Raw genomic sequence first — 8,498 nt, 5'->3', positions numbered from 1 at the left:
GGTCTTGGCTCCTGGCACGGGAGTGGGCGTGTTCGGGGATGAGCCATCCGAACCGACGTCGGCGATCGGCGCGTGAGGAAGCTTCGGCGGAGGAGGGTCATCCCTCGTCGCGAGCTTTTGCCGGTGGATTCACCCGAGAGATATCGAGCGAGGGGCTCGATGTTCGGGTGTTCCTGTGCGAGCGTGGAGATGGCGAACGCTCGACATGAGGCAGCTCGTGAGCTCCTTCGTCGTTGTCATGACGTGGATGACAGCTCTTGTCGCGCGACCAACGGTCACACTCAAAAAAGCTGCACCCACAGCGAAGAATTCCTCTGGACGCCAGTATGCCCGCATATGACTCGTGTCGCGTCATGCGTAGCGCTACGCACAGAATTCTGCAATTACCGGCGATAACAAGGAAGTGTTTGCTCGAGCAAACAAATAAGCGCTTTCGCAGTCGCGGCAGGAATGGCCCTTTGCGGCCATACTGGTCGACTCGGGTCGCCCTCCGCGCGGATCCCAGCGAGCGTTGCTAACGCGCTGGGCTCTTACCTCGGGCATGGACGTCGAAGCGCTTTTGTGGCAGGCGTCTGAGTCCGACTGGAATGCCACCAGAAAGTCATCGGCGTGCGCGCAACGCTCACATCGCCCTGCGCATGCCGACGCCTCGACTGCTGGACCCAGGCGCCAAGGTCGGTCCCAGGCAACGCTATACCAACAACTTATCCGCACATCGAAGGGGCCGCCTTCACGCCACAGCCAGGCCTGCGGGGCAGGTGGCCCCGTGGATCACCGCGCGATGCCGCGGAGCTCCAGCTCGCCGCCCGGCGAGCGCGCCGCGAGCACCGTGATCGTCGCCGAGGCCGACGGCCCGAACAGCTCGAGCCCCGAGAGGCCGGGCACCTCGTCCGCGGCCGCCGAGAGATCGACCGGCCTCCGCCGCAAGGACACCTCGCCCTCCGCGGGTCGCTCCACCCACTCGACGAGCTCGCCGCGGACCGCGGGCAGCACGTACGGCGCGCCCCCCATCTCGATGCGCGCCGCCACGGCGTCGCCGCTCCCGGGAGCGGCGATGTCCCCGATCAGCAGCTCGAACTGGTCGAACTTGGGCTCCGGGTGAATCGGCGCCCATTCGAGATAGGCCACCTTCTCTCCGGCGCCGAGCATCGGGAACGCCTGTTTGCCCTCCCGCGGGCGCGGGGCGGCGCGCCCCGTGCGCCGATCATAGACCACGATGTCCGCGAGATCGCGCGCGTCCTGGTCGAAGCGACCGTCGAGATCCTCGGAGAAATCAGCGAAGGCGACGTGTGTCGCCGTGATGTCCGGGAAACGCTGCTGCCCCGGGCCGGACGCGACGCGGACCGCCTCCGCCTGGCCGGGCTCGTACAGGAAGATGTCCGTGTCGCCCGCCTCGTCCGTGGTCAGCCAGCCCGTCAGCACCACGGCGTCGCCCTCCACGCGCGGCTCGCCCGCGTGATCGAACGGGCCGGGGATCGTCCTGGTCTCGCCGCCCCAGCGCGCGCGCACCACGCGTGTTCCGTTCTCGGTCGCCTCCCAGGCCACGACGTCGCCGGCGAGCGCAGGGCGGCGGGGTTCCTCGGCGGCGGGCGCGAGGAGGAGCTCTTCGCCCGTGCCGAGATCACGCAGCTTCAGATCGCCGCTCACCTCGGAAGCCTCGGGCGCCGCGACGTAGGCGAGCCAGCAGCCGTCGATCGCGTAGGGGGGAGCTCCGGGCGCCTGCGGGGCGCCTGCGTCGGCGTCCGACGCGGAGACCGCGACGCCATCGGCCGCGGAGGCGTCGCACGCAGCGAGCGAGGGCGGCGCGGTGGGGGCGCCACCTCCGTTGTCCGGCCGGTGAGACGGCGATTCGCCGACGCCCGCCGGCGAGCAGCCCGCGACGAGCAGCGCGAGCGAAAACCGCGCGACCGATCCACGGTGAGAGCTCGGACCTTGGAGGCGCGGACGCGGGAAGATTGAAGCGACGTTTCTCCCCGCCTCGCGGCCTCTCTGGTGATCCTCCTTGGGCCTCGACCTGTTCAGTGCTCCGGAACCGCTGCCTTTCATAAAGAGTCCTCCGATGCTGCCTTTGCCTGCTTCTCTGTCGGCAGAGCCTTCACGAGGGGATTCACTCCGCTTTCCTCTGCGACCCGGAGGGCGCGCGCATGCCGAGGCGCGCCATGCGCTTCTTCAGACCGTGGCGCGTCAGGCCGAGGCGCTCGGCCGCGCGGCTGATGTTCCCGCCCGTCTCCGCGAGCGCGCGCCGGATCGGCTCGCGCTCGTCGTCCTCGGCCGCCGCGCGGCGCGCCTCGCCCGAGCCGCCCCGCCCCGCGGCCGGCGGCGGGACGGGACCGGCCGGGGCCCCGGGGCGCTCCGCCGCGGCGGGCGTCCGGCGCGTGTTTGCTCGCATCGCCCGCGGGAGGTGCTCGAGCTCGACGCGGCGCACGCCGAGCGCGGCCAGGCGCTGGACCAGGTGCGCGAGCTCCCGCACGTTGCCGGGCCACGGGTACGCCTCGAGCGCCGCCAGCGCGCGCGGCGCGATCTCGACGGGGGCGTCCGTCCGCTCCAGGTACCCGCGGAGCAGCAGCGGCACGTCGCCCTCCCGGTCGCGGAGCGGCGGCACGTGAATCTCGATCGCGTTCACCCGGAAGAGCAGGTCCTGCCGGAACGCCCGCTCGGCGACCGCCTGCGCCAGATCCCGGTTCGTGGCCGCGACGATCCGCGCGTCGAACGGCCGCTCGTCGTCGCTGCCCACCGGGCGATAACGCCGTGACTCCAGCGCCCGCAGCAGCACCGCCTGCCGCGCGAGCGGCAGCTCCCCCAGCTCGTCGAGGAAGAGCGTGCCGCCCTCGGCCTGGGCGAGCAGGCCGGGGCGCGCGCGCTCGGCCCCCGTGAACGAGGCCCGCGCGTGGCCGAAGAGCTCCGCCTCGAAGAGCGTGTCGGGCACGGCGCCGCAGTTGACGGCGACGAGCTCGCGCGAGCGGCGCGGGCCGAGCTCGTGGAGCGCCCGGGCGAAGAGCTCCTTGCCCGTGCCGGTCTCGCCCGTGAGGAGCACCGGCAGGTCGCTGTCGATGGCCGCGTCGAGGCGCGCGAGCGCCCGGCGCAGCGCGGGGCTCTGGCCGAGGATGTCGGGGAAGCTCCTCCGCAGCGGGGCCGCGGGCACGACGGTCGTCTCGGCGCGCCGGGGGTCGGGCGCGGGCTCGGCGGGCGAGGCAAGGCAGGCGGGCGCCGGGCCTTGGCGGCGGGGCTCGTCCGGCGCTCCGGGGCGGGCGAAGAGCCGCAGGAAGAGCCCCGCGAGCGACGCCCAGCGACCGGCCTGCACCTCCGTGACGGCGTCGAAGCACGCCGCGCGGAACCGGTGCTCGACGACGACGAGCGCGCGCGGAGGGCCGGAGAGCGCCGGACCCGGCGCGACCGGGCTCGCCCCGGGGGCGCGCGCGCCCAGGGAGGCCAGGTCCGCGCCGACGCGCAGCAGGAGCCGCGAGCCGCGGCCGCCCGGCGTCTCCACGTCGCGCTGGTAGTGGACGGGCGCGGCCTGGCTCAGCGCGAGCTGCGCCAGGTCCGGCGCGATGCGCCGGGCCGCCTCGGCGATCTCCAGCCCGTCGAGGTCGGCGCCCCAGGCCGCGACCACCCGCAGCTGCTCGTCGACCACGGCGAGCAGCGCGCGCTCCGCCCCCGACTGCCGCACGAGGGCGCGCGCGAGCCCGACGGCCGCCTCCGCCGCGCTGTCCGCGGCCGCCGTCGCGCCGTCGCCCGCGGCCGCCACCGACGCGAGCCACGCCCAGAGCGCGTCGTCCTCCCCGCTCGCCGCCTCCTTCATGCCCCGACCAGCATACGCGCCACCTGCAGCGGCCCGTGCGCCCTGCGCCGCGGCAGGCGCCCGCCGTGCGCCCTGCCGCGCCGAGCGCAGCACGTCGAGCGCCTGCGCTTCCACCTCCGCGAGCATCGCCGCGCGGGCCCGCCGCGCGGCCCGGATCGCCCCCCGCGCCGCCCGCCGGGGCTCCGCCGGCAGCTTCGTGAGGTACGCCTGCGCCTCCGCGACCCGGGCCCGCGCGTCCACCAGCGGGTCGCTCGCCCGCACGCCCGGCGAAAGCGCCGCGAGCGCCGCGAGCGCTCGCTGACCGTCGCCGTCGAGCAACGCCACGTTCGCCCGCGCGATCACCAGATCGGCCTGGATCGCCGCGGGGAGCGACGCCGCGAGCGCCCACGCCTCCTCGATGCAGCGCTCCGCCGCGCGCGCGTCGCCGCGGCGCACCTCGATGTCCGCGCGCGCCGACAGGCACCAGCCGCGCCCCGCCACCTGACCCAGCGACCGCGCGAGCCGCATCGCCTCGTCGAGCGCGCGGAAGGCCTCCTCGTAGCGCGACGCCTTCCCGAGCGCGATCCCCAGGTTCATCAGGCACGACCGCATCCCGGCCCGGTCCCCGAGGCTCCGCTTGACCGCGAGGGATGCCTCGAACGTCCGCACCGCGTCCTCCACCTGGCCGCGGTAGAGGGCGACGACCCCCGCGTTGTGGTGGAGCCGCGCCACCTCTTCCACGTCGTCGGCGCTCTCGCCCGCCGAGGGCAGCTTCGCCTGCGCCTCCGCGAGCCACGCCTCCGCCTCTCCCCAGTCGGCGCGCATCAGCGCCACGAGCCCCAGCGTGGACAGCGCGAACGCCTCGGCCGCCCCGCCGCCGAGCCTCCGCGCCGCCGCGAGCGCCGCGAGCGCCTGCTCCTTCGCCGCCGCCGCGTCGCCGTCCCGCGCGCGCTTCTCCGCGCGCCGCCGCAGCGCGAGCACGAGCACCCGCTCGTCCCGCTGCGCCGCCTCGTCGAGCCACGCCACGACCTGCGGGTGCGCCGCGCCCACGCCCGCATCGCGCGTCAGCCGCTCGAGCCTGCAGAGCAGCCCCGGGGTCCTCCGGTGCGCGTCCTCGCCGAGCGCGAGCAGCGCCTCGATCTCCTCCGACCGCAGCCCGGCGTCGCGCGCCTGCGCCGCGGCCCGCTCGCGGAGCTCTGCGCGGCGGGCCGGCGCGCACGGCGCCGCCGCCGCCGAGAGGAGCGCCGACGCAGGCGCGCCGGGATCCGCGAGCAACGCCGCGGCGACCTCCTCGGCGACCTCGGGCGTGGCGAGCGCCGCGGCGAGCTCCCTCGCCAGGGCCGGAGCGGAGAGCGTGTAGAGCGCGCCGGCCGCCTCCTCCCGCCTCGCGATCAGCGAGCCCGCGAGCAGCTCGCCGAGGGCCCGCTCGCCGGAGGCGGCCGGCAGCCCGCCGCTGCGCCCCGCCGCCCGGCCGCCGCGCCCGAACCCGGGACGGCAGAGCGCCTCCGGCAGAGCGCCGCCCGCGATCGCGATGGCGGCGAGCATCGCGCAGGCGTCGGCCGACAGCCCGCGCACGCGCTCGATCGCCGTGTCTTTCGTGAGCGGCACGCGGCCGAGCGACGCGAAGAGCCACCCCGGGTTCTTCTCCGACGCCGCGGCGGCCTCGCGCAGGCTCGCCTCGTCGTCCACGCCGAGCGCGCTGCACAACGCGCCGAAGCTCCTGTCGCTGAGCGGCTCGAGCGCCACGCACTCCGCGCCCTCGGGCGCGCTCCGGGCGGTCGCGACCACCTCGATCGCCGCGCCGCCGGGCGCCGCCGGCCGGCACCGGTACGCGTCGAGCGCGGCGCGGAGCTCGGCCGGGGCCTGGTCCAGGTCGTCGAGCAAGAGCAGGAGCGGAGGCCCGTCGCCGGGCGGCGTCACGAACGGCGGCGCCCGCTCGGCGCCCCGGAAGAACGCGATGAGCCGCGGCAGGAGCGGGTCGGCCTCGCGCGGGAACGCCACGTACCGAGCGCTGCGCCCGCCGAGCAGCGCCCGCGTCACGAGCTCGCGGCCGAGGTGGCTCTTGCCGGCGCCGCTCGGTCCGGTGATGTAGCGCACGCGGCCTGACGGCGCTTGTTGCAGCGCCTCGAGCTCGCGCTCCCGCCCGATGGGTGCGGGCGGCGCCCCGACGGCGATGCCCGCCTCCGCGGTCGCGACGCCGAGCTGCCGGAGCACCTCGCGGGCCTCGGGGGGGCGGTCTTGCGGGTGCAGGGCGAGGAGCGCCTCGATCACCTCGGCCACGCTCGGCTGGACCCACGGGGCCGCGTCGCGCAGCGGGCGCCGCGCGCGGAAGGGCCCGGGCGGGCGGCCTGCGGCCGAGCACCACACGAGCGCCCCCAGGCTGTAGAGGTCGGACGCGGGCGAGGGCGCGCCCCCGGCGAGCAGCTCGGGGGCGGCGAACGCGGAGGTGAACGCGACGGCGCCGCCCGGCGCGCGCGCCCGCGCCACTGCGGCCCCCAGGTCGAGGAGCACGGCCTCGGCGCTGCCCCCTCCGAGCGGTCGCATCCGGACGTGCGCCGGCTTGAGATCGCTGTGCACGAACCCCGCGTCGTGCAGGGCGGCGAGGGTCCTCGCGACGCCGCCGAGCACACGCGCGAGCCGCGCCGGGCGCCCTTCGGCCGGGGCCCCTTGCACCCACGCCGCGGCGTCGTCGCCGGCCACGTACTCCTCGACGAGGAAGGGGGCTCCCGTCCGCTCGTCCCGTCCGAGGTCGTGCGCCCGCACCACGCCGGGGACGCGCAGGCGCGCGAGCAGCGCGAACTCGCCGAGCAGGGCGTCTTCGCGGAAGGCGCCCTGACGGAACACCTTCGCGACGAGCTCGCGCCCCCGCGCCTCGCGGTCGATCACGCGCCCCACGACGCCCTGCGCTCCCTGCCCGAGGATCTCGCCCGGCTCGTACCGAGCATGGGCCACGAAGGGCTCGCGCTGCGGGGCGTGCATGGCGGAGAGGCTACTCGCGCGCGGCGCGCGGCGTCGCTCCGGCTGCGATGCGGGCGAGGTGGGGCTCGCCGTAGGCGGGCTGGCCGAGGAGCGCGAGCGCGCGGCGGAGGCGCGGCTCGGCGAAGCGCCCGAGGTCGTCGAAGTGACGCGAGGCCTCGCCGGCGGTGGACGGGTCTGCGAGCCGCCGCGCCGCGTCGACGTCCGCTGCCTCGATCTCGGGCGAGAGCACCTCGACGCGGAGCATCATGACGCGCACGACGTCCTCGGGCGCGGGATCGATGGTGAGCGGGATCGAGGCGTCGGTCCACGCCTCCGGGGCGAGGTAGAGCACCCGGACGCCGGGCGTCCGGAACCACTGGCGCTTCCAGGTGTTCACCATGGCGACGGCCTCGTCGTGGTACAGGCCGGTCGCGTCGAGGGCGTCGATCACGCTCGCGCCGAGCGCCTCGACGAACTCGTCGAGGGGTGGCGCTCCGTCGAGTGACGGGGCGCGCTCGACGAGCGTGCCGCCGCTGGCGATGCCCTCGGGGCGCGCGACGAACGCCCCCGCCGAGGCGCCGACGTTGAGGACGAAGACGGTGCCGATCGCCTCGCCGAGGGTGTTCTCGGCGGAGATCGCCCCGCCGGCGCCGGCCGTCACGCGGACGGGCAGGTCGAAGTTGCCGAGCCCTCGATAGAACAGGAAGCGCTCGTGCTGGGGCGCCTCCGTCGCGCCGGGCACGCCTGCGACGCGGAGCGGGTTGGCGCCGACCTGACGCGCGTGGGCCCACGTGAACCGATCGAGCGGCGCCTCGGGCAGGGGGATGTCGCCGTCGCGCCCGAGGATTTCGATCGTACCCCACTCGAGGGAGCCGTTCGCGATCGCGCCGTACCTCTCCGCGCACACCGGCGAGCCGAAGGGGAATTCGGGGTCGAACGCCGGGTCCGCGTACGTCGTCACGCCAGCAACGGTGTTGGGCGCGAAGATGGGCGGGTAAAAGCTGCGGACGGCGGGGTACCACTGCGTGAAGACCCCTTTGGGGAACGCCATCTGGACGTACGCGGTGAGCGGCTCCTCGGCGTAGAAGTAAGTTACCGGCGTCTCCATCTTCACGTTGACGCTCGTCGACGTCGAGCCATCGAGCGAGCCGGCCTCGAGCCGGTCATAGACGAAGGCGGGGAGGTCCTCCTCTTCGTGGTGCAGCCCCGGTTGAAGCGAGCCGTCGGATCCGACGACCACGGTGTCGGTGCCCCATTCGTGGACGATGAAGCCCTGGCCAGGGTACGCGAGATCGGGCGCCGAAGGCACGTCGCGCGCGGGCTGCTCGCCGGTGAGGTTGCCACGGTGAGGTGCTGGACCGGGCGACGCGCCGTCGCTCGATCCGCCGCCGCTGTCGGACGTTCCGAAGCACGCGGGGATCAGGATGGCGAGGAGGAAGGGAAACGTGGGCGTGAGGCGGCGGGATGTCGATGCGGTTACCATGGGAAGACCTCCTGCCCGGCCCTGGAGCAACTCTCGGGCCGTCGCGCCAAGTCATTGATTTCCAATAGTTTGTGAGCACCGCACCGAGGCGGTTACCACCGGAGGTGGTAACTGGGCCGGCTGTGCGACCGGCAGCTGGTAACCCGGCGAGAGGCCTGGAACGGGCGCGCGTCGACGGGTTGTCGCCGGCAGCTCGATTCGCCGCGGACGTCGCATGAGCGGCGCCGCGTCGCCATCGAGATGGCCTGATTCGGGTGTTTGTGGTGGTAGGGTTACACC

3 protein-coding genes are annotated in these 8,498 nt (G+C 75.0%); all 3 read right to left on the bottom strand.

The features are described 5' to 3' along the window. Positions 1-771: 771 nt before the first annotated feature. Positions 772-1,647: a hypothetical protein gene (locus tag WMF43_RS18030; RefSeq protein WP_437681691.1), complete on the bottom strand. Its 876-nt coding sequence runs from the start codon at positions 1,645-1,647 to the stop codon at positions 772-774. A gap of 460 nt (positions 1,648-2,107) precedes the next feature. Then, a complete protein-coding gene (locus WMF43_RS18025; protein ID WP_437681690.1) occupies positions 2,108-6,757 on the bottom strand; it encodes a sigma 54-interacting transcriptional regulator in 4,650 nt (1,549 codons plus the stop codon). 10 nt (positions 6,758-6,767) lie between these two features. Further along, complete coding sequence (locus WMF43_RS18020; protein ID WP_437681688.1) at positions 6,768-8,219, bottom strand: hypothetical protein; 1,452 nt, start codon at positions 8,217-8,219, stop codon at positions 6,768-6,770. Positions 8,220-8,498 lie beyond the last annotated feature (279 nt).

The sequence above is a fragment of the Sorangium sp. So ce131 genome, assembly GCF_051519095.1.
Taxonomy (GTDB): domain Bacteria; phylum Myxococcota_A; class Polyangia; order Polyangiales; family Polyangiaceae; genus Sorangium.
Note: the sequence above shows the minus strand (reverse complement) of the source record. Positions and strands in the feature narration are given on the sequence as shown.